We start from the raw sequence: 20379 nt of genomic DNA, 5'->3' as shown, positions 1-20379 counted from the left end.
AGAATAAAAATAAGAGGAGTGAAAATGAAAGGCTTATTCATTTTCTTGGGGATTTTCATCGTACTGATTGCGTGGGGCATCCACATTCGTAACAACATTGTGCGTTATTTTAACGCGACCAAACGCGCTTGGGCAGAGGTTGCAAATTTCGAACGCCAAAAAGTAAAAACACTTGAAGCACTAGAAACTACACTCAATCAATATACTCAGTTTGAAAAATCGACTTTAGAAAAGGTGACTGCTTTACGTCAGCAAATTCTCAGTTTAAATGTCGATCATACTGATATTGCTCAATTACAGCAGATTGAAAAAATGAGCAAAGAGCTGATCCGTAGCCTAAATGTCGTAGTTGAAAACTATCCTGAACTAAAAGCAGATACGCTTTATAGCAAAATGATGGACGATATTCAGGAACAAAACGAAAATGTTGGCGCGGCAATCAGCATTTTTAACCGCAATGTCGAAGTATTTAACAACCAGATTGAAGTGTTCCCAAACAACCTGATCAATACAATGACGTTATCTAAAAAAGCAATTCGTCCTTTTCGCGATAATTTGGCTACAGACAATTTTGACTATAAACCTAACTTTTAGTCTAAATAAAAAAGTGCTCATTCAATCGGAAAATTGACCTATTTTATAGCCAGCTACATTTAGTAGTAGAACTACTTGGCAGAATCAAGGAAAATAGCCCTCTTATTTTTAGGGCTATTTGTGTTTTTAAATTGGTCTTCCCGTTTTAAAGCTCATAATGTTACAGCCCCTATTTAGCAGCGAACTGTTTTTTCGCCCTTGCACTGCCCTACGGTATTGCTTGCTATTGTTCAGGATTTTTAGATGAAGTTTGAAAAATTAGGTCAGTCGGGTCGTGCCCGTCGTGGTCGTTTAACTTTAGAACATGGTGTTGTTGAAACACCTGTTTTTATGCCAGTGGGGACTTACGGTACAGTCAAAGGCATGTTGCCGCGTGATATCGAAGATATTCAGGCACAAATTATTTTAGGTAATACCTTCCATTTATATTTACGTCCGGGCCTTGAAGTAATCAAGCAACACGGCGGATTGCACGACTTTATTAAATGGAATAAGCCAATTTTGACCGACTCTGGCGGCTTCCAAGTATTTAGTCTTGGCGCTATGCGTAAAATTAAGGAAGAAGGTGTTACTTTCCGCTCTCCGATTGATGGTTCAAAAGTATTTTTATCGCCTGAAATTTCAATGGAAATTCAGCATGTATTGAACTCTGATATCGTCATGATTTTTGATGAATGTACACCATACCCTGCAACACACGAAGAAGCACAAAAATCATTACAGCTTTCTTTGCGCTGGGCAAAACGTTGTAAAACGCATCACCACGATGAACTTAAAAATAAAAATGCCTTATTCGGCATTATTCAAGGCGGCATGTATGAAGATTTACGTGATGAATCTTTAAATGGCTTACTTGAAGTTGGTTTCGATGGTTATGCAATTGGTGGTTTATCTGTAGGTGAACCAAAAGAAGAGATGATCAAAGTTTTAGATTATCTTCCAAACAAAATGCCACAAGACAAACCTCGTTACTTAATGGGCGTAGGTAAACCTGAAGATATCGTTGAAGCGGTGCGCCGTGGTGTCGATATGTTTGACTGCGTAATGCCGACTCGTAACGCACGTAATGGTCATTATTTTGTCACTGATGGTCTGGTACGTATTCGTAATAGTAAATATCGCCATGACCAAGGTCCTCTTGACCCACACTGCGATTGCTACACATGTAAGAACTTTACCCGTGCTTATCTGTTCCATCTTGAAAAATGTGGAGAGATGTTAGCGTCTATGCTTGGTACCATTCATAACTTACGTTATTACCAACGTTTAACTGAAGGTATGCGTGATGCATTAGATAATGGCACTTTTGATGAATTTGTTCAGGACTTTTATGCCCGCCGCGGATTAGAAGTTCCACCTTGCCCTGTCGATGAATAAGCGAGATTTGCGCTCAACCGCAAGACAAGGTAAATTGCAAAACGAATTAGGATTATGTCAGGTATCTGACTCATATTTTTTAACTTTAGGAAATTAAAATGAGCTTGTTCATTTCTACTGCACATGCAGCTCCAGCAGCAGCCCAAAGCCCGGGTCTTTTGCCAAACATTTTGATGATTGTTGTATTCGTTGCAATCTTCTATTTCTTAATCTGGCGCCCTCAAGCAAAACGCGCAAAAGAGCACCGTTCTTTAATCGAAAGCTTAGGTATAGGTAGCGAAGTTGTTTTTGCTGGTGGTTTAATGGGCAAAGTAACCAAACTTGAAGGTGACTATGCGGTTGTTGAACTTAACCGTGGTGTAGAAGTAAAAATTCAGCGTGCCAGCGTAATTTCTGTATTACCTGAAGGCACTCTAAATAACCTTTAATCATAAAACAGTCGTGCTTTAGCACGGCTTTTTCATTTAAGAAGAAAGCGAATGCGTTACCCTGCATGGAAATATTTACTGATTCTGGTTGTTCTGGTAGTCAGTACATTATACGCACTGCCTAGTCTATATCCGGATGAGCCCGCAGTTCAAATTTCCGGTGCCAAAGCTGGTACCCAAATTGATCAAAGTGTGGTGCAAAAAGCAGAGCAAATTTTAAAAACAGCAAATATTGCGAGCCACGATAATACTTTTACAAATAATGCTGCCCTCTTGCGTGTCAGCTCTTCTGAAGCGCAGTTAAAAGCAAAAGAAGTATTACGCCGTGACTTAGGTGATCAATATGTTGTTGCCCTAAACCTTGCACCAACTACACCAGAATGGTTGCAAAAAATTGGGGCTAAACCAATGAAACTTGGTTTGGACTTACGTGGTGGTGTCCACTTCTTGCTAGAAGTAGATATGGACAAAGCCATTTCCCAACGTATGGAAACCTCTGCAACTGATTTGCGTCGTCAGTTCCGTGAAAACAAAATTAAATTTAACAACCTTGCGTTAAATAATAATGTGATCACTGTTCAATTTGCTGACAATGCTGATCGTGATGCAGCAATGGATTTTTTACGTCGTAATGGTAATGAATATACCCAACAGGCATTAGCGAGCACGACAGGTTCTACCTTAAAACTCTCTTATACCGATGTACGCCGTCAAGAAATTCAAGCATATGCAGTCAATCAGAACTTAACAACACTACGTAACCGTATTAACGAACTTGGTGTTGCAGAAGCATTAGTACAAAGTCAGGGTAGCAACCGTATTGTCGTTGAATTACCGGGTGTTCAAGATACAGCAGAAGCTAAACGTGTTTTAGGCCGTACTGCTAACCTCGAATTCCGTTTGGTATCTGACTTAAATGATCAATATATTGACCCATATACGGGTAAATATAACGGTCAACCTTTACCTCCGGGTACAGAAGTTTTTGCTTATCAATCTTTAGATAGCGGTCGTCAACTTTTGTTGCAACGTAACCGTATCTTGACTGGTGAACGTGTTCAAAATGCAAGTTCTGGCTTTAGCCAAGACTCTGGCGGTGCCGAAGTAAATATTACGCTCGACAGTGCTGGTGGTAAGCTCATGTCAGATGCAACCCGTAATGCTGTTGGTAAACGCATGGCGGTATTGTTCATCGAAAATAAGCAAAAGATTAGCTACGTTACAGATCCAAAAACTGGTGCTCAAACAGAAGTTCGTACGCCATATACCGAGTCTGTCGTAATTAACGCTGCAACAGTTCAAGCTGTTTTAGGTTCAACTTTCCGTATTACTGGGTTAAGTTCTCCTCAAGAAGCATCTGAACTTGCATTAATGCTGCGTGCTGGTGCTTTAGCTGCGCCAATGTACTTTGTTGAAGAACGTGTTGTTGGTCCAAGCCTTGGTCAAGAAAACATTGATAAAGGTGTACTCTCTACTCAAATCGGTTTCTTACTTGTTGCAATCTGGATGGTCGTGTTCTTCCGCGTATTCGGTTTAATTGCAAACTTTGCACTTGTATTTAACTTAGCAATGATTTTAACCGTGATGTCTTGGATAGGGGCTTCCCTCACCTTACCAGGTATTGCTGGTATCGTTATTACCATTGGTATGGCGGTCGATGCCAACGTACTGATATGTGAGCGTATTCGAGAAGAAATGCTATGGGGTGCCTCACCCAAACAGGCCATTGTGGCGGGTTATGATCGAGCCTATAACACCATCTTTGACTCGAACTTAACCACGTTCCTCGTTGCATTCATTCTATTTGCAATTGGTACAGGCCCGATCAAAGGTTTCGCCGTAACATTAATGATTGGTATTGTGTGTTCGATGTTTACTGCAATTACAGTAACACGTGCAATCGTACAGCTCATTTATGGTAAACGCCGTAATTTGAAAAAGTTGAGCATTTAAGGAGATCTATGATGACTAAAGTGACTCAACAGCCTTCAAAACAATATGGTCGTCCGGATGATGCAAAAATCATCCCGTTCATGAAGATTGCTAAACCAGCAGCAATCTTCTCGGTCCTTATTACTTTAGCGAGTATTTTCTTTATCGCGACTAAAGGTCTTAACTTAGGTTTGGACTTTACAGGTGGTGTTTCTGCCGAGCTTAACTATGCGCAACCAGCAAATCAGTCTGAAGTTATTCAGGCTCTCGACAAAGCTGGTTTTAAAGATGCGGTAGTACAAACGCTAGGTAGTAATAAAGACTTACTCGTGCGTATGCCGGTACAAGAAGTTAAGGTTGAAGATCTTAATAACGCGATTACCAAAGCTGTGCAATTACCAAATAATGCTGCCGAAGTTCATAAAGTGGACTCTGTAGGTGGTCAGGTGGGTAATGAGCTTTATGTTCGTTCGGCTGGAGCGGTTGCTCTTGCGCTGATCTTAATGTTGATCTACGTGACTATTCGCTTTGAGTTTAAACTCGCGATGGGTGCCGTAATGTCTTTATTCCATGACATCATCATCATTATTGGTGCATTTGCATTATTCCAATGGCCATTTGACCTTACAGTTTTAGCTGCGGTACTTGCGGTGATTGGCTTCTCGCTTAACGATAACATCGTGGTTTCAGACCGTATCCGTGAAAACTTCCGTAAGATTCGCGGTGCAACTCCACGTGAAATCGTGGATATTGCTTTAACTGAGACTTTACGCCGTACTATTCATACCTCAATGACCTTATTGCTCGTAGTACTTGCAATGATGTTCTTAGGTGGTGATGGCTTACACTGGTTCTCTGTTGCAATGTTTGTGGGTGTCTTTGTCGGTACTTACTCTTCGATTTATATCGGTACAGCATTTGCGTTGTGGCGTGGTCTTAACCGTCAAGACTTCATTGTTCAGGTTAAACCTGAATTTGAAGATGAAATTCCTTGATTGTTAAACCAAGACATATAAAAAAACCGCGATTTATTCGCGGTTTTTTTATTAAGCTCAAAGCTTATTTACGGCGTAATGCATCCGAAATAGCTTCAACCAGCTGTTGAGAAATTTCTTGTTTAGATGCTTTTTCTAACTCACGCTTTTTCATATGGTAGCTTTCAGCAAAGAACACAGTCATCGCATTTTCATCCGAAGCAAAACCAATATCAGCACGAGAAACATCGTTACACGCAATCATGTCTAATTTTTTAGCAACCAGTTTACCTGCTGCATATTCTTCAACATTCTGCGTTTCGGCAGCAAAGCCCACCATAAATGGACGTTTTTCCTGAGCTGCGATGGTTGCCACAATATCCGGATTTTTTACAAGGGAAACATTCAGCTCATCCCCTGCTTTCTTAATCTTGTGCTCAGCCACTTCCGCAACGCGATAATCAGCTACTGCCGCTGTCGCAATGAAAATATCACAACCAGTCTCAAGTGAGTTCATGCTGACATCTAACATTTGACGTGCTGAGGCGACATTTACACGTTGCACACCGTTTGGTGTATCTAAACTTACAGGACCAGCAATTAAAGTGACTTTTGCACCTGCTGCATAACATGCAGCTGCTAAAGCAAAGCCCATTTTACCGGTACTATGATTTGAGATATAACGAACTGGGTCAATCGCTTCACGTGTTGGTCCAGCAGTAATCACAACTCGCTTACCTGCCAACAAACCAAATTTTTCAGCAATCGCACGTTGGGCTTGATGGAAATAACCAGCGACTTGACGGGCAATTTCTTCTGGCTCTGGCATACGGCCTAAACCCACATCACCACAAGCCTGCTCACCAGAATCTGGCATAATCACATGCACGCCATCTTCAACTAGCGTTTGCAAATTACGCTGAGTTGCTTTTGCAGCCCACATTTGCTGGTTCATTGCTGGGGCAACCCACACAGGCGCTTTAGTCGCTAAAAATAAAGTACTGAGTAAGTCATCTGCCAAACCATTAGCAAACTTAGCCAAGGTGTCACAGCTTGCAGGAGCAACCAGTAACAAATCAGCCCAACGAGCCAATTCAATATGGCCCATTCCAGCTTCAGCCTCAGGGTCTAAAAGCTCGGTATGTACAGGATTTCCAGAAAGAGCCTGAAACGTTAGAGGGGTAATAAATGCTTGAGCTCCGTGTGTCATCACAACCCGAACGTCAAAGCCATAATCTTTAAGACGACGGACCAAAATGGCACTCTTATAGGCAGCAATCCCACCTGTAACAGCTAAAACAATGTTTTTATGAGGAATAACACTTAAATCAAAGCTCACGAACAGGATACCTTTCTGTTGCAGTGGCGCTCACAATAGCATTAAATACGCGCAGACCCAAGATTGATTGGGCAAACAAAATAAAATTTTAAGCAGAATATTGCTGGGGAATATGAATACTTCTATTAAAAATTGGCCAGAACAAGAACGGCCAAGAGAAAGGTTATTACAACAAGGCCCTCAAAGCCTCTCTGACTCTGAATTACTTGCGATCTTTCTTCGCTCAGGTTCACGTCAACATTCAGCAGTTGAACTCGCCCGCTTACTGATTCAACAATTCGGAAGCCTCAATGCTGTTTTCGATGCTTCTTTCAATGAATTAGCTCAATTTAATGGTATTGGAGCTACTAAGTATTCCCAATTACTGGCTGTAAAAGAGCTTGGACGGCGTTATCTCGACTATCATTTTAGTCAGACTGAGCTAAGCCTTCATTCATCTCATTTGGTTCTAGATTATCTGCGTTATGAACTAAAAGGTGAAAAACAAGAAGTCTTCGCAGTACTTTGCTTAGATGCCGAATTACGGAAACTGCATTTTAAAAAGTTATTTTTTGGATCAGTTCAACACTGCGCTGTTTCAGTGAATCAAACCTTACGTTATGCCTTACAACAACATGCTTGCCAATTAGTGATAGCACATAACCACCCATTTGGTTCTGCACAGCCATCTCCTGAAGATATTAAACTCACAAAGCAACTTCAGCAGGCTTGTCAGCTCGTTGAAATACGTTTACTAGACCATTTTATTATCTCACCAGAAGGTAGCTTTTCTTTTGCTGAACAACAACTGCTCAACCCTATCACAATAGCCGTTCAATGATATTGACAAAGCTTCACTAAGCTTAGAATATCAAAAACAAAAATAGCGACGTTTAAAATAAAATGATTGTTCGTGAACAGCCCAGTATTTTTAAAGTTTTATTCTCTTGGCGAGGGACGATATTACCTAAAATTTTGCCCTCTTTAGGGGTGGTAATGCTGATTTCGGCAATCATTGGTGGGGTTGAATATATTAATCTCTACCGTTTTCCAGAAATTCCTTTAGTTGGCTTCACCTTAATTGGCGTCGTACTTTCGATCTTTTTAGGTTTTAAAAATACAGCATGTTATGACCGTTGGTGGGAAGCACGAAAATTATGGGGCGTACTGATTGCGACTTCACGACACTTTGACCGCGACTGTCGTATTTTAACTCAGGCTCGCCGTGAACGAGTCATTCACCACGTTATTGTGTTTGCAAATGTGTTACGTGACCGCTTACGCCGCCAAACAGCCAACCCAACCGAGTTAATACAAACCAGTGGCATGAGCCAACAAGCATTGACCCAGCTATACCAACAGAATAACGCGCCGCAATATACACTTAGCCTTATTCAATGGGAATTATTACAAGCGCTTAAAGAAGGTGAAATCTCAGATATTATTTATGCTCAAATGAATAAGAATGTTGCAGATTTAAGTGTGGTACAGACTGGCTGTGACCGTATTGCAAACACTCCTATTCCTTTTGCTTATTCAGTTTTGCTCAACCGCACTGTTTACTTTTTCTGCTTTATGTTGCCATTTAGTTTGGGTTCTTTACTTGGATTAGCAACACCTCTACTGGTCGGAATTTTGGCATACACATTCTTAGGTCTAGATGCTCTAAGCTCTGAAATCGAAGAGCCTTTCGGTACTCAAAGTAATGACTTACCCTTAGATGCCATGGTACGTAGTATTGAAATTGAACTTTTAGGAACGCTGGGTAAACCAACGCCTCCTCCAATTCAAGCTCAAGATAACAACTTACTCTAGAGCGCTATTAAAGAAAACGCTCCCAAATACCCTGCTGGTCAGTCTTTGGCTTAGGGGTGTTACCCAATTTAATCCATGGCATATTTTCTCCATGGAAATCACTACCAATTGAAACAGCCAAATGATGCTGATCAATCATACGATCAATCATTTGGCGAGTAGATAAAGGATCTACAGGCGGCGGTAACTCTACGGCGTCACCACCACAACTCGCAAATAACTCAATCAAATAACGCGTATTGGTTGCCGATAGGTCATAACGAGTTGGATGAGCTAAAACTGCCAAGCCTTTACTGTTATGAATGACCTCAACCGTTTCTTGTAAACCCAAGCCTTCAAACTTTACAAAGGCGCGTTTACCTTCCTTTAAAAAACGGTCAAAAGCTTGTTGAGGACGGCTCACCACATTCTTTTCAACCAAGGTTTTGGCAATGTGGGTTCTGGTAATACGATCTGGCTGATTTTCAACTTTATCGAGTACATCTTGATAAATATCAAAGCCAATACACTTTTTTAACAGTTCACAAATGACTTCTGCTCTTTGTGCTCTAATTCTTTTTTGTTGTTCTAATGCTTCCAAAATTGGTGCTTCATCTTGCATGTTTAAAGCCACAATATGCACGCCATAGCTTTTTTTTGTGCTTGGCCTAGACCATTGGCTTGAAATCTCTACACCAGAAATGATTTTTAAATCATGGGCTTGTGCAGCATTTTTTGCACGCTGCAAACCATCCATTGTGTCGTGATCAGTGAGTGCCAAAGTATGCAGCTTCACATCCACAGCAGCTTGCACCAGCAATTCCGGAGACAAAGTTCCATCAGAAATATTGCTATGTGTATGTAAATCTATGCCTTGCATCTTTTATACTATGCCATTCACCAAACCTGATCAGATACTCTAACATGAAAGCACTTCTGGACTTTGTTCCATTAATTATTTTCTTCTATTTATATAAAACTGTTGATCCTGCGAACGCACATCACCCTTTGCTTAAACTGATCGGTTCCGCTGGCGGCGTAAATAACAATAATATTCTGGTCGCTACAACAGGCTTAATTATTTCAATGCTTGTCGTGTATGGTGCTTTGTTTGTTATTCAAAAATTCCGTTTAGATAAACAACAGTGGATTGTACTGTTTATGACGGTTATTTTTGGTGGCATTACCCTTATGTTAAGCGATGATTTTTATATTCGTTTAAAAGCTGCGATTTTGAACTTGGTATTTGCTGGTGCTTTCTTGGTTTCACCTTGGTTTGGTAAAGAACGTAAGCCTCTGATTAAACGTTTATTCGACCCAATTTTAGAGCTAAGCGAAAAAGGTTGGAAAAATTTAAATTTCGCTTGGGCTGCCATGTTTGTCGTAATGTCTGGTTTACATGTTTTCTTCGCGTTTTTATTTCACGGCGGAAAATATTGGGGCGAATTTACTGCATTTGGTGACATGATCGTCATGTTTTCATTTATCATTATTCAGTTCATTATTTTACGTAAACATTTTAAGTCACCAGAAGCTTAATGTGATTTCGGTTTGATTATAGAGATACGATGACATGCCTTTTTTTGTTCTAAGCTGTACCGATAACGAAGGAACTCTAGAGAAACGTTTAGCAGTACGCCCTCAACATATCGAACGTTTACAAAAACTTGATGATGAAGGTCGTCTTGTTGCCGCTGGAGCTATGCCAAAAGATCCGAATGATCCTCAAGCTGGTTTTTATGGTAGTACCATGATTGTAGAGTTTGATAGTCGTGAAGCTTTAGATGAATGGTTAAAAGAAGAACCATTTTTGAAAGAAGGCATTTATAGCCACATTGATGTCAAACCGTTTAATAAAGCATTTCCAAAAGGGTAAACGCATGCAGTTTGCAACCAAAAGCTTTCTTGGCTTGTGTTTGATCTGTTCAACTGCTGGCGCAGTTGAACCTGCTGCGACACCAGCAACACCACCCACTGTGCCTGCAACTCAGGCAGCTAAACCAGCGCCTACTTCTGCAACTGTAGCTAAACCAACCGCTACAACAGCGGCAGCTACAACACAGCCGCTTACAGCAGAACAAATCGCAAAAAATAAGCAACAGCAAGATGCAAAAATCAAAGCTTTAGTTCAAGATCAAGCATCTCGCCTAAAACAGCTAGAACATGCAAACCTTGAAGCACTTGCACAAAACCAAGAGTTACAGCTAAAGAACGATAACTTGTCTGTTCAGGTACAAGTTTTACAAAGTGAACGTAGCGCACAAATGTTCTTATATGGCGCAGTAACACTAGCAGGTGGCGTACTACTTGGTTTCTTTATTGCGAGTTATGTTTACACCAAACGTCGTCGTCAGTGGTAATTCTGAGCGATTTATTAAACCGAATGAACAAATCAAACCGTATACAAACTGCTGAGCTGGATTGGGAATCTATTGATGGTATTGAGGTTCCCATTTCCAAACAATTTGGTGATGTCTATTTTTCTAAAGATAATGGTCTGCTCGAAACAAGACACGTATTTTTAAATGGCAATGACCTATCAGAACGATTAGCCAATTTACAAGACTTTGAATATTTTAGTGTAGGAGAAACCGGATTTGGTACTGGTTTAAATATTCTTGCACTCTGGCAGCTTTGGCAACAAGTCCGTCCAAATAACCACAGTCATTTACATGCAATTAGCGTAGAAAAATTTCCTTTAAGCAAAGCTGATCTCATTTGTGCTTTAAATGTATGGGATGAACTTAAACCGCTTTCCAAACAACTTATTGAGCAATATCCCTTACCTATTGCAGGTTGCCATCGTTTAAGTTTTCCAGAAGACCGTTTCAGCATCGACCTATGGTTAGGAGATGCACAAGATATTTTTCCAAGTATGGTAAAAACGAAAGCAGTGAATGCTTGGTTCCTAGATGGATTTGCACCTTCGTGTAATCCAGACATGTGGGAACAAAACGTTTTAAACAATATTGTTCGTCTTTCTGACTATGGCACTACCTTTGCCTCATTTAGTGTAGCGGGTGTTCTCAAACGTGGACTAAAAGCCCATGACATTGATATTTCACGTCCTCGCGGCTTCGGGCATAAACGTGAAATGCTTAAAGCAGTGTGGAAAGCACCGTTAAGTGAAGACACTGCACTAGAACCAGATAACCATACTTTCAATTTTAAACAGCAGCATATTGCCGTTATTGGCGCAGGAATTGCTGGTTTAAGCACAGCATGGGCTTTTGCTGAGCGTGGGCACCAAGTTACCCTATTCGAGCGTACAGCGCCTTTATCAGGAGCTTCTGGCAACCCTCTAGCATTGCTCAACCCAAAGCTCTGCCCAATTGAACAAAGTCATGAGCATCTAATGACTTTAAGCTGGCAACATGCGCTGAATTTCTATAAAAAATTTCAAGCATTTCGCCCAATTCAAATACAGCAAATGGCATTAAAAAATGCCCAAGATCTTCTCGATCTTGCTGATCAATATCCTGCTGATATTGTTACGCATCAAACAAGCTCACTTGAATCGGACTATCCCCATATTGTATTAAGCGAGGCTGGAGCAGTTTCTCCACACCAGTTACGTGATGAAATTTTGCAGCATTCAGGTATTGAATTAAAAATTGCTAATATCACGGCACTCAAATCTTTTGACAATACAGTTCAATTAAAGACTAATAATGATGTTATTGCAGAGGCAGATCATGTTGTGGTGTGCTGTGCCCGAGAAAGTGCCGCTTTATTTGAGAACTATCCCCCTTTAAAGCCCATACGTGGACAAGTGAGCTGGGTTAATAACTCTTTTGCGCCTTTACCTTTGCATGAAGCGTATAGCTATGGTGGCTACTGTATGCAGCTTGACTCTTCTCAACTCATTTTAGGGGCATCTTTCTACCCAAACAGAGAAGATCAAAACGTACTCATCGACGACCATGTGCATAACTTTGAATTAATCCACAGTGTCTTCCCTACTTATGCAAAACAATTACCACCTGTAGAACAATGGCAAGGTCGAGCAGCGGTTCGTGCTCAAAGTCCAGATTATTTCCCAGTAGTTGGAAAAATGCAGAGTGAAAGTCGTATTTCTACCTTTGCAGGTTTAGGTTCAAAGGGCTTTTTATTTGCGCCACTTTGCAGTGAAGTACTTGTTGCCCAAATTTTGGGTGAGACTTGTCCTGTTCCGGAAAGTCTATTAAAGAAATTAAGTGCTGAGCGCTTTCAAAAGAAAGTTAAACCCAAGAAACCGTATTTTAAATCTCAATAGTGCACTTGAGAAAATTTAGTTCCAATAAAAAAGCACCCGAAGGTGCTTTTTTTATGCGCCCTGCTCTAGAGGTAAACCTGCGTCACGAGCTGCACGCGTCCCCCCCATCAGCACGACATATTCACGCGAGGCATCTAAGTCTTCTAGTTTCTCAGCTGCACGAGGAGCTTTGCTACCACCACCACATAAAATATAAATCGGCTGATCCGCAGCGACCTGGTTCAAAATATCAGCATTTAAATCATTAATCGGGCGACTTACCGCACCTTTAACATGCCCTTCTGCATAAGCACTTGAATCACGGACATCCCAGATAACAGCATTTTCTGGGAACTCAAATGTTGTAATTTCTTGTTTACGGATCATTGTGCACTCCTTTGATGTAAACAACACTTGGCAAATGAAGAAAACCCTCTTAGCATCTCAAATATTCTTTCACTTTGTAAAGGTCTAAACTATGCCTTCTTTCGATATTGTTTCTGAATTAGAGTTATTTGAAGTTAATCATGCGGTTCAAAACACACAAAAAGAGATTGCAACACGCTTTGACTTCCGTGGTCACGATGTTTCTATCGAACTAAACGAAAAAAATAAAGAGATCAAAATCAGCACAGAAAGTGATTTCCAGTGTGAACAAGTTTATAACATGTTAGAAAACCATTTTTATAAACGTAAAATTGATGTGCAAGCACTTGATCCACAAAAGGCGGCTGCTTCAGGTAAAAATTTTGTACAAGTGATTAAGCTTAAAGATGGTCTTGACTCTGATACAGCAAAAAAAATTAATAAAGCCATTAAAGAAAGCGGCGTTAAAGTGCAATCTTCTATTCAAGGCGACAAAATCCGTGTGACCGATAAAAAACGTGACACTTTGCAACAAGTCATGACTTTTTTACGTGAACAACAATTCGGTGTGCCATTACAGTTTAATAACTTTAAAGATTAATATCTTTTAGCGACATTCAAAGTTAAGGTAATCCCATGTCTCAATCCAATCGACTATTAAAACTGGTAAAAGCGACTTCAAAATTTCCTAAAGGTGTTCGGAGTACGCTTTGGAGCAAGGCATTTGGCCGTATTGTGCCAATGGTGGGTACAGCCAATATTCGCTATCTGGAAGTAGATGTAAACCATGTGACTGTTCGCTTAGAAAACCAGAAAAACATGCAGAACCATATTAAAGGTGTGCATGCTGCTGCAATGGCACTTTTGGCAGAGACTGCGACAGGTTTTTTAACGGGTTTACATATTCCTGATAACCGCATTTTATTAATCAAATCATTGCACGTTGATTATTTGAAAGTAGTTGAAGGCGGTTTAACAGCAACAGCTACCCTCTCTACAGAACAGCAAAAATATATTGCTGATCATGAGAAAGGTGAACTTGTTATTCCAGTGACAGTTATTGATGATGCAGGTAATGAACCAATCCAATGCCAAATGCTTTGGGCATGGTTACCTAAACGTAAGAAATGATAACTAATCTAAAATATTTTTAGATTGTTATTTACCTCAAGATATAAAAACTACAATTTTATATCTTGAGGTCACAATGAAAAAAATATTGATTCTATCCTCGTTATTTACCAGTTTCATATTTACAGCAATTACGACTTACGCTGCCGAGCCCACAAATAAAACCAATAAAATTGTTCAAACAAAAACTGAGACAATCGATAAAATAAGTGCCCAAAATAAAAAAATAGTAGTCGACTTTTATGAAGGTGTCTTTTTAAAACATCAAGTTAAAGAATATGCCGACCGTTATATTGGCCATCAATATATTCAGCACAATCCTAACGTTCCTGATGGGAAAGCTCCTTTTGTTAATTTCTTCACTGAGAAATTCCAAAAAAATCCACAAGCTAAAAATGAGATTAAACGTGCGATTGCTGAAGGTAATCTTGTCGTTTTACATGTCCATTCGACTGAAAACGAAAAAGACCGAGGCCGAGCAATTATTGATATTTTCCGTGTAGAAAATGGAGAAATTGTAGAGCATTGGGATGTTATACAAAACATTCCAGAGCAAAGTAAAAACGCTAATACAATGTTTTAGTGATAAAAATTAAAGCCTGAATACTTATATTCAGGCTTTAAATATTTTATTGAGTTTCTAAGAATTTCTGTTTCGCTTCTTCTGGAATCTGACGCTTATTACCTTTTACATCAACAGCGACAAAGGTGAAAACCCCTTCGGTAATACGAATTGGAGCACGAGAATCATCATGACTATCCCAAACTTCAATTTGCATTTGAATAGATGTATTACCTACTTTTAAGATTTTGGTATAGCAGCTAATGACAAAGCCTACTTTTACCGGAACCAAAAAGGTCATCTGATTAATGGAAATCGTGGCACAGCGTCCACGACTAAAACGCTCTGCGTGAATTGCTCCAGCCAAGTCCATTTGTGACACGATCCACCCACCAAACACATCACCACTCCAGTTTGTATCTGCTGGCATGGCAATCGTTTGTAAGGATAAAATTCCTTCTGGTTTGGTATAAGCTTCTGACACCTTAGCTCCTGAAATTCGTTTGAAGTTGTTGATCTAGCCACTGCTGCAATTCAGGAGCGCGTAATGCACCGCTCATTCGAGCAACTTCTGTGGTTTTATTCATTAATACAAGGGTAGGAATACTTCTCACATTAAATGCTTGGCTCAAGCGAGGAGATTCTTCAGTATTAATCTTGGCAAAAATAACACGTGGATTTTGTTTTGCAACTTGTGCAAAATGTGGCGCCATCATTTTACAAGGTCCACACCATTCTGCCCATAAATCTATCAAAATAGGCAGATCACTATTCGTGATGTAGTTACTAAAGTTTTGTTCATTTAACTCAATCGGCGCAAGCGGGAGTAATGGCTGATGGCATTGTCCACAACTCGGTTGCGCGCTAAGTTTTTCCTCTGGAACTCTATTTTTTGCACCACACGATGCACATACAATAATCATTTACATCACTCCTATATGCTGATGTAAAAATTCTAATTGGGTCGTCACTGCTTTTTCAAACCATGAACCGTGATAGATATCAAAATGTTTCATATCCCACTCATGATAACTCACAAAAGGCGCAATATTGGTTGCAGCTTCACGACTAGACTCAATTGGAATTAAAGAATCATGCTGAGCAGCAATAAATAAAACTGGAATATTAATCTGACGTACGAGTTGAATTGGACGGTAACGCATCAAATTAAAAAAGACGCGTGCAGGAACTTCTCCACTCCAATAATAATCTGGATTTACAATCGACAAATACCCATAGTAGCTATCTGCTGTTGGCATAAAACATAATTTAAATTGGTCAACAACAGGTAATCTCTTAGGATTAAGGCCCATTTTAGAACCCATATAATCTTGGCTCGACAACTTTAAAGCTTGGGGATAACGCTGTAATGGATATAGTTTTGCTGTTTCAGCACCGTCTACATATGGAATTTGTACCATAATGGCCTGAATATTTTTCAGTTCAGAAGCTAGACTTAAAGCATATCCCCCACTTAAAGATGTGCCCCACAAAACAATTCTTCGATTATCTATAAGTTTACAAGTGGATGCATATTGAATAATGGTCTTCCAATCTTCCAATTGAGAATTGATAGAAATCATCTCTCGGGGCTTACCTGTACTCCCACCCCAATATCGATAATCAAATAAAATAACAGCATAGCCTGCCTGAGCGAAACGCTGCGCATATTGGATAAGCTTGAATTGACGTAAACCGGCAAAACCATGTGCCATGATAATTACCGCGGATTTATTATTTGTTTTTGGAATATAAAAGTCAGCTGCGATCATTTCCTGATCACATGGAACATATAAAGGCTCAACCGTATAAGCGTGCATATGTGCTCCGTGGCATTATGGTCGAAGTAATGAATTTACAAAAAACATCCTGATCGCCTTTTAAAAATCTATAGCTGTTCTTTTACATAAATTTTATCTATGTAGGAACAACGTTTTAGTGTCTTGTATCTCAGGTTAAGCTTAATGCTATGATACAGCATAAGAGGTTTTATTAAATTTTGGAGTGACGAAATGTCAGATAATGTTGGTTTCGCAGGTCAAATTGGTCCAGAACATGTGGGACAAGTGGTAGAAAAAGGATTTAAATCTATTATCAATAACCGTCCTGACATGGAAGGTGGTCCAGAACAACCAACAAGTGCTCAAATTGAAGAAGCAGCACGTCAAGCAGGTCTAGATTACGTTTACCAACCTGTAGTTGCAGGTCAAATTACTGAGCTTGATGTTCGTACTTTTGCAAATCACTATAATGAACTTCCAAAACCTGTTCTTATGTTTTGTCGTACAGGAAACCGTTCAAACAATCTTTATCAATTAGCCAAGCAAATGGATTTGTTAGACGATTAAATTAGTGAACGAACTAACCCAAAGCTCTATTTTTACTTAAAAATGGAGCTTTCATTAATAAAAAGAATATATACGACTGCATCAATTCAACAGATATATAAATAGTCTTCAGCTAAAGTATTCAAATCGCTTTAAATTTCTCAGTTTTATTATGAATAAACTTATATTTTTACTGGTAAGTTGCCTTATTCTTAGTGCATGTTCATCTATGCAGGTTCGACCTACAGTCGGTGTAAGTATGGGAACAAGTATCTAATACAAATTTCTTAATATAAATATCGTGAGCAACCTCATGAAATATATGTTATTTTAAAAAACTAAAAATTATTTTAAATAACATATCATTTTATATGGGGATAATGATGAAACTTACTCAAGGGGTATGTGGGATTACTTTAGCTGTTTTTTTATCAGCTTGTGGTGGCGGAGGTAGTGGAGGCTATTATGATCAAAGTTCAAGTTCTGGTTCCACAACAACACCAACTCCACCTTCAACAAATCAGGAACTAGCTACTTCTGTTTTAAATAGCGTAAAGCAAGAAGGAAAATATTTATTTGGTGCCTATGATCTTAATGATGAAAATTTATCAAAAGGTTATATCGATCATGCATTAGATACTTTTGCACAAGGACCTTTAAAATTAACTCTAGATATTAGAAAAGTAGATCTCACTAAATATTCAGATCACTATCGTGACAAATGTTTTATTAATAGTACTACAGACTATCGCGCCTGCTACGTTTTTAAAGGGGAAGAAATAAAATCATTACTTACAGGTTATAATGATTGGGATTTTGATATTACAGCAGATGATTTAAAGAATATTAAACTCGCCTCTGACAACATCTCTCCAAATCTACAAGAATATCAATCTAATACTAGAATTTATATTTTTGAAAATGAAAATAAGGATAAAAATTTCCAAGATGTAACTATCACTGGAGCTTTTGCATATCCATTCCAACAATCATGGGGACTTCAACAAACCAAACAAAAGAGATTTGTATTAATTAACTCAACCACAAGCGATTATAAAATTACCACAACGACTACTGTTCAAGATCCACAAACAGGTCAACCAACCGAAAAAGAAGTCACTACAGGTGCAATGAGCGTATACAAAGATAATACATCAACTGATGGTGATCTATATGTAATTCAAGGGGGGTCTGGTTTTAACGTACTTATCAATGATAACCCTAATGTTCCTTACGCAGAACCAATTTCATTTGTTGTAAATTCGACCCCTGGGAATACGAATAATGCAACATATCAAGTGAAACTCAACGGTAATCAAGTATTGAGTTTACCAAGTATTACTGGTATTGAAGGAAGTCGCGTTGAGAATCAATCTCCAACAACGAATACACAGAAATTTAATGGTAGCATCTATCTGGAAGGACAAAATATTTTCACTTTTAAACAGTCTCCGAATGGAACTATATTAAATTTCAAACATGTAATTAATAGTATAAATATTGAAGGTCAGTCTATTAATCAAAATGGAACTGTTTCAACTACTTTAAAATCACCTTTTGAGCAAAAATTTACATTTTAAAGCTAAATAATTAGAACCAAACCCTCTGTTCAAGAGGGTTTTTCTATATATTCTAAATATCTATTAGCATAGCTTAATCACAATGTTCGATATAATTATCATTGGCGCAGGTACTGCTGGTATTAGCGCTTATAAAGAAGCCGTTAAACATACCAATAATATTTTAATTATAAATGATGGACCATGGGATACCACTTGCGCACGTGTAGGCTGTATGCCAAGTAAAGTTCTTATCTCTACAGCAAATCGTATGTATGACATCGAAAATACACAAGAAGTTGGATTGAGTGCGTCCATAGATATTAATACTGATCAGGTTATGGAGCATGTAAGAACCTTACGTAACCGTTTTACGAAGGCAACCCTTAAAGATGTAGAGCAATGGCCAACTGAACATAAAATTTCAGGTAAAGCACATTTTATTGATTCGGAAACTATTGAAGTGAATGGTAAACAATACCAATCAAAAAGCTTTATTCTGGCAGTTGGTTCCACTCCTAATTATGATCAAACATGGAAACAAGAATTAGGTGATCGCCTTATTACCACAGACCAAATATTTGAATTAGATACTCTACCTAAATCTATTGCCGTTATTGGAAGTGGAGTAATTGCTCTTGAGATCGCACAAGCTATGCATCGGTTGGGAGTAGAAACAACTATATTTGCTCGTAGTAAAAGAATTGGAATATTTACTAGCTCTAAATTACAGCAACTTGCTCAAGAAGAGCTAAGTAAAGAGTTAAATTTTTTATTTGAAACATTACCAACCAAAGTAAAGTCTACTTCTAATGGCGTTATATTAAATTATAAAATTGATGAAAGAGAAAAGTCTATTCAAGCTGAGTATGTATTATCTGCAACAGGCCGTTCGAGCTTACTAGATACGCTAAAATTAGAGAATATTGATAAATCTTTTCAGGATATTAAGTTATTACCTATAAATGCTAAAACAAAACAACTAGATAACTATCCAATTTTTATTGCTGGGGATGCTTATACTTCAACGCCACTACAACATGAAGCTGCCCATGAAGGCAAAAAAGTTGTTCAGAACTGTCTGAATTATCCACAAGTTAAATCAGTTAAGACTCTCACTCCATTAGGAATAGTATTTAGTCATCCAGAAATGGCAATTGTAGGGCAAAGTTATAAACAGCTAAAAGATAATGGAGTAGAGTTTGTCACAGGTGAGGCATCTTATGAAAGACAAGGAAGAGGTATTGTTCTCGGAAAGAATAAAGGGGCTATTGAAGTTTATATAGAACGAGAAAGCCAAAAGCTACTTGGTGCCGAGTTATTTACCGAGGCAACGGAGCATATGGCTCACCTATTAAGCTGGATTATTGGTGAAGAATTAACTTTAAATGAAATTCTAGAAAAACCTTTTTATCATCCTACTCTTGAAGAAGGCTTACGCACTGCTCTAAAACATGCACGTAGGCAATTGAAATAATTATTCTCGGAAGAGTTTACTTAATTAAAGTTAGGCTCTTCTTCTATACTTCTTTAAATAGTTTTCTGATCCATTTTCCTTTAGTTTATATTTTTATAAACATCTAATGTCTAAAGATTTGTGGATTAAACTTCGCCTTTATTCCGCCCATAAAGCAACACCCCAATCTCTTTCGAGATTGGGGTGTTTGGAATAATGAGCTGGCGATGACTTACTCTCACATGGGTAACCCCACACTACCATCAGCGCTAAGAGGTTTCACTTCTGAGTTCGGGAAGGGATCAGGTGGTTCACTCTTGCTATGGT

The 20379-nt window shown here is 38.9% G+C and carries 23 protein-coding genes and 1 rRNA gene; 17 read left to right on the top strand and 7 right to left on the bottom strand.

The annotated features are described in order from the left end of the window. Nucleotides 1-24 precede the first annotated feature (24 nt). The 5 genes from ACH8JV_RS07010 to secF all read left to right on the top strand — a co-directional run bounded on the left by ACH8JV_RS07010 (nt 25) and on the right by secF (nt 5326). Nucleotides 25-594, top strand: coding sequence for a LemA family protein (locus ACH8JV_RS07010; protein ID WP_396520380.1), 570 nt, complete (start codon nt 25-27; stop codon nt 592-594). A 243-nt stretch (nt 595-837) separates the two neighbouring features. Continuing rightward, nucleotides 838-1971, top strand: coding sequence for a tRNA guanosine(34) transglycosylase Tgt (gene tgt / locus ACH8JV_RS07005; RefSeq protein ID WP_002157357.1), 1134 nt, complete (start codon nt 838-840; stop codon nt 1969-1971). Nucleotides 1972-2069: 98 nt separating this feature from the next. Next, the gene (gene yajC / locus ACH8JV_RS07000; protein WP_396520378.1) at nt 2070-2399 is read left to right on the top strand and encodes a preprotein translocase subunit YajC; all 330 of its coding nucleotides are present in this window, start codon (nt 2070-2072) and stop codon (nt 2397-2399) included. Between the two features lie 51 nt (nt 2400-2450). Next, on the top strand, nt 2451-4352 hold the full coding sequence (gene secD / locus ACH8JV_RS06995; RefSeq protein ID WP_151760907.1) for a protein translocase subunit SecD: 1902 nt from the start codon (nt 2451-2453) through the stop codon (nt 4350-4352). 8 nt (nt 4353-4360) lie between these two features. Next, nucleotides 4361-5326: a protein translocase subunit SecF gene (secF, locus tag ACH8JV_RS06990; protein ID WP_396520376.1), complete on the top strand. Its 966-nt coding sequence runs from the start codon at nt 4361-4363 to the stop codon at nt 5324-5326. 64 nt (nt 5327-5390) lie between these two features. On the opposite strand, the gene coaBC is transcribed toward secF, so the two are convergent. Continuing rightward, complete coding sequence (gene coaBC / locus ACH8JV_RS06985) at nt 5391-6644, bottom strand: bifunctional phosphopantothenoylcysteine decarboxylase/phosphopantothenate--cysteine ligase CoaBC (RefSeq protein WP_049063470.1); 1254 nt, start codon at nt 6642-6644, stop codon at nt 5391-5393. Nucleotides 6645-6744: 100 nt separating this feature from the next. Between coaBC and radC the strand changes: the two genes are divergently transcribed. Then, on the top strand, nt 6745-7464 hold the full coding sequence (gene radC / locus ACH8JV_RS06980; protein WP_396520374.1) for a DNA repair protein RadC: 720 nt from the start codon (nt 6745-6747) through the stop codon (nt 7462-7464). A 62-nt stretch (nt 7465-7526) separates the two neighbouring features. Continuing rightward, nucleotides 7527-8438: a bestrophin family protein gene (locus ACH8JV_RS06975; RefSeq protein ID WP_004711921.1), complete on the top strand. Its 912-nt coding sequence runs from the start codon at nt 7527-7529 to the stop codon at nt 8436-8438. A gap of 7 nt (nt 8439-8445) precedes the next feature. Here ACH8JV_RS06975 and ACH8JV_RS06970 read toward each other — a convergent pair whose 3' ends face one another. Further along, complete coding sequence (locus tag ACH8JV_RS06970) at nt 8446-9297, bottom strand: PHP domain-containing protein (protein WP_396520372.1); 852 nt, start codon at nt 9295-9297, stop codon at nt 8446-8448. 44 nt (nt 9298-9341) lie between these two features. On the opposite strand from ACH8JV_RS06970, the gene ACH8JV_RS06965 reads away from it, so the two are divergent. From ACH8JV_RS06965 to mnmC, 4 genes are read left to right on the top strand one after another with little or no spacing between them, the layout of a single operon-like run. Next, nucleotides 9342-9956: a septation protein IspZ gene (locus ACH8JV_RS06965; RefSeq protein ID WP_304401442.1), complete on the top strand. Its 615-nt coding sequence runs from the start codon at nt 9342-9344 to the stop codon at nt 9954-9956. A gap of 34 nt (nt 9957-9990) precedes the next feature. Beyond that, nucleotides 9991-10293, top strand: coding sequence for a YciI family protein (locus ACH8JV_RS06960; RefSeq protein ID WP_002051453.1), 303 nt, complete (start codon nt 9991-9993; stop codon nt 10291-10293). Nucleotides 10294-10297: 4 nt separating this feature from the next. Beyond that, nucleotides 10298-10777, top strand: a complete 480-nt coding sequence (locus tag ACH8JV_RS06955) for a hypothetical protein (protein ID WP_304456682.1) — start codon at nt 10298-10300, stop codon at nt 10775-10777. A gap of 23 nt (nt 10778-10800) precedes the next feature. Next, nucleotides 10801-12672, top strand: a complete 1872-nt coding sequence (gene mnmC, locus ACH8JV_RS06950) for an FAD-dependent 5-carboxymethylaminomethyl-2-thiouridine(34) oxidoreductase MnmC (RefSeq protein ID WP_396520370.1) — start codon at nt 10801-10803, stop codon at nt 12670-12672. A 51-nt stretch (nt 12673-12723) separates the two neighbouring features. On the opposite strand, the gene ACH8JV_RS06945 is transcribed toward mnmC, so the two are convergent. Beyond that, a complete protein-coding gene (locus tag ACH8JV_RS06945) occupies nt 12724-13038 on the bottom strand; it encodes a rhodanese-like domain-containing protein (protein ID WP_002051246.1) in 315 nt (104 codons plus the stop codon). A 91-nt stretch (nt 13039-13129) separates the two neighbouring features. Between ACH8JV_RS06945 and ACH8JV_RS06940 the strand changes: the two genes are divergently transcribed. The 3 genes from ACH8JV_RS06940 to ACH8JV_RS06930 all read left to right on the top strand — a co-directional run bounded on the left by ACH8JV_RS06940 (nt 13130) and on the right by ACH8JV_RS06930 (nt 14731). Further along, nucleotides 13130-13618 carry a YajQ family cyclic di-GMP-binding protein gene (locus ACH8JV_RS06940; RefSeq protein WP_002051423.1) on the top strand — a complete coding sequence of 163 codons (489 nt, stop codon included), beginning with the start codon at nt 13130-13132 and terminating at the stop codon, nt 13616-13618. A gap of 35 nt (nt 13619-13653) precedes the next feature. After that, the gene (locus ACH8JV_RS06935) at nt 13654-14148 is read left to right on the top strand and encodes a DUF4442 domain-containing protein (protein WP_311069821.1); all 495 of its coding nucleotides are present in this window, start codon (nt 13654-13656) and stop codon (nt 14146-14148) included. A gap of 76 nt (nt 14149-14224) precedes the next feature. Further along, complete coding sequence (locus tag ACH8JV_RS06930) at nt 14225-14731, top strand: ester cyclase (RefSeq protein ID WP_396520368.1); 507 nt, start codon at nt 14225-14227, stop codon at nt 14729-14731. A gap of 46 nt (nt 14732-14777) precedes the next feature. Here ACH8JV_RS06930 and ACH8JV_RS06925 read toward each other — a convergent pair whose 3' ends face one another. Genes ACH8JV_RS06925 through ACH8JV_RS06915 form a run of 3 tightly spaced genes read right to left on the bottom strand, consistent with a single transcriptional unit; the run spans nt 14778 to nt 16530 of the window. Continuing rightward, nucleotides 14778-15194: an acyl-CoA thioesterase gene (locus ACH8JV_RS06925; RefSeq protein WP_002051216.1), complete on the bottom strand. Its 417-nt coding sequence runs from the start codon at nt 15192-15194 to the stop codon at nt 14778-14780. A 1-nt stretch (nt 15195) separates the two neighbouring features. Continuing rightward, nucleotides 15196-15633: a thioredoxin TrxC gene (trxC, locus tag ACH8JV_RS06920; protein WP_348885571.1), complete on the bottom strand. Its 438-nt coding sequence runs from the start codon at nt 15631-15633 to the stop codon at nt 15196-15198. Then, nucleotides 15634-16530, bottom strand: a complete 897-nt coding sequence (locus ACH8JV_RS06915; protein WP_263614602.1) for an alpha/beta hydrolase — start codon at nt 16528-16530, stop codon at nt 15634-15636. Nucleotides 16531-16722: 192 nt separating this feature from the next. Between ACH8JV_RS06915 and ACH8JV_RS06910 the strand changes: the two genes are divergently transcribed. The 3 genes from ACH8JV_RS06910 (at nt 16723) to ACH8JV_RS06900 (ending at nt 20073) form a co-directional block, all read left to right on the top strand. Further along, nucleotides 16723-17058, top strand: a complete 336-nt coding sequence (locus tag ACH8JV_RS06910) for a TIGR01244 family sulfur transferase (protein ID WP_049063451.1) — start codon at nt 16723-16725, stop codon at nt 17056-17058. A 362-nt stretch (nt 17059-17420) separates the two neighbouring features. Next, nucleotides 17421-18617 (top strand): hypothetical protein, encoded by a 1197-nt coding sequence (locus ACH8JV_RS06905; protein ID WP_396520365.1) that lies wholly within the window; start codon nt 17421-17423, stop codon nt 18615-18617. An 82-nt stretch (nt 18618-18699) separates the two neighbouring features. Continuing rightward, a complete protein-coding gene (locus tag ACH8JV_RS06900) occupies nt 18700-20073 on the top strand; it encodes a dihydrolipoyl dehydrogenase (RefSeq protein ID WP_396520363.1) in 1374 nt (457 codons plus the stop codon). A gap of 198 nt (nt 20074-20271) precedes the next feature. On the opposite strand, the gene rrf is transcribed toward ACH8JV_RS06900, so the two are convergent. Continuing rightward, nucleotides 20272-20379 (bottom strand): 5S ribosomal RNA (rrf, locus tag ACH8JV_RS06895); the annotation flags it as partial.

It is taken from the genome of Acinetobacter sp. ABJ_C5_2, from assembly GCF_044538485.1.
Classification (GTDB): Bacteria; Pseudomonadota; Gammaproteobacteria; order Pseudomonadales; family Moraxellaceae; genus Acinetobacter; species Acinetobacter nosocomialis_A.
The sequence above is the reverse complement of the archived record's forward strand: the minus strand, read 5'-3'. Positions and strand labels throughout refer to the sequence as shown.